This window comes from Leisingera sp. F5, from assembly GCF_001593695.1.
The window spans coordinates 1-1,382 of sequence record NZ_LUKH01000985.1 but is presented as its reverse complement, the minus strand read 5'-3'; the positions used below and the strand labels follow the sequence as shown (position 1 = coordinate 1,382).

Annotated in this window: 2 protein-coding genes; both read left to right on the top strand. The window is 59.2% G+C overall.

What is annotated here, in order from left to right; all coding sequences use genetic code 11:
- Positions 1 to 2: 2 nt before the first annotated feature.
- The gene (locus A2I95_RS38120) at positions 3 to 1,208 is read left to right on the top strand and encodes a cyclopropane-fatty-acyl-phospholipid synthase family protein (protein WP_027258752.1); all 1,206 of its coding nucleotides are present in this window, start codon (positions 3 to 5) and stop codon (positions 1,206 to 1,208) included.
- Between the two features lie 30 nt (positions 1,209 to 1,238).
- Positions 1,239 to 1,382: TrgA family protein (locus tag A2I95_RS38115; RefSeq protein WP_291737613.1), on the top strand; the 144-nt coding region annotated here is incomplete at its 3' end.

Below are 1,382 nucleotides of genomic sequence, written 5' to 3'. Positions count from 1 at the left end.
GAATGAAGCTCACGTCCGTTGAGGGCCAGAAAAACCTGCCGCGCTACTTTGCTGCGGTGTTTGCCAAAGTGAAGGCCATGGAGGTCGGGCAGCTGGATATCCACCTGCCGGACGGGCGCATATTTTCTGCTAACGGGCGCAATCCCGGCCCTGCTGCCGACTTGCACATCCGCAATCCCGACTGTTTTGCCCGGCTGATCCGCGAGGGCGATCTTGGCTTTGCCGACGCCTATCTGGAAGGCTGGTGGAGCACCTCGGACCTGCAGGGCTTTATGGATCTGGTGCATATGGGGGCCAACACTGTCTATGACGGGTTCCCGGGCCAGGGACTGGCACGCGCCTATGAACGTTTCCGCTTCTGGCTGCACCGCAATCACCGCAAACAGGCGCAAAAGAACATCTCCTATCACTACGACCTGGGCAATGATTTTTACGGGCTGTGGCTGGATGATACGATGACCTATTCCAGCGCCCTGTTCCGCAGCGGCCAGGACAGCCTGGAAAAAGCGCAGACCGCCAAATATGCCTCTATGGTGGACCAGATGGGTGTGCAACCCGGCGATCATGTGCTGGAGATCGGCTGCGGCTGGGGCGGCTTTGCCGAATACGCCGCCGGTCAAAGGGGGCTGAAAGTCACCGGGCTGACGATCAGCAAGGAGCAGTTGAATTTTGCCCGTCAACGCATGGAAAAGGCCGGTCTTTCCGGTCTGGTGGACCTGCGCCTTCAAGACTACCGCGACTGCCGCGGCACGTTCGACGGCATCGCCTCGATCGAGATGTTCGAGGCCGTGGGCGAAAAATACTGGCCTGCGTATTTCAGCACCGTTCACGACCGGCTGAAACCCGGCGGCAGGGCCACGCTGCAGATCATCACCGTCGCCGACCGCCGCTGGGAGATTTACCGCAAAGGCGTCGACTTCATCCAGAAACACATCTTCCCCGGCGGTATGCTGCCATCGCCGAATATCCTGCGCGATCAGGTCGAACAGGCAGGTCTGGGCGTTGTCCGCTCGATTGAGTTCGGCGACAGCTACGACCAGACCTTGCGGCGCTGGCACGATACCTTCAACGCCCGCTGGGATCAGATCGCCCGCATGGGGTTTGATGACCGCTTCCGCAAGATGTGGAACTTTTACCTCACTTCCTGCGCGGCGGCCTTTAAGACTGGCAATTGCGACGTGACGCAGATTACAGTTGCGCATCGCTGACTGAACTGGCCGCACGGATTGTAACCAGACATGCCCACCGGAGCCCGACTGACCGCTGCCTTTTGTTTGGCTTTATTGGCTTTTATTGTCTCATTTCTGGTGATGCCGCTGATGCCCGAGGGCACCGATTTCGGCTATTTCGTGCATGTGAATGTGGCGCTGGGGCTGCTGAGC

What these genes read in the sequence shown, in the direction of transcription:
- A2I95_RS38120 (WP_027258752.1), top strand. Translation starts at nt 3, where the DNA reads ATGAAGCTCACGTCCGTTGAGGGCCAGAAAAACCTGCCGCGCTACTTT.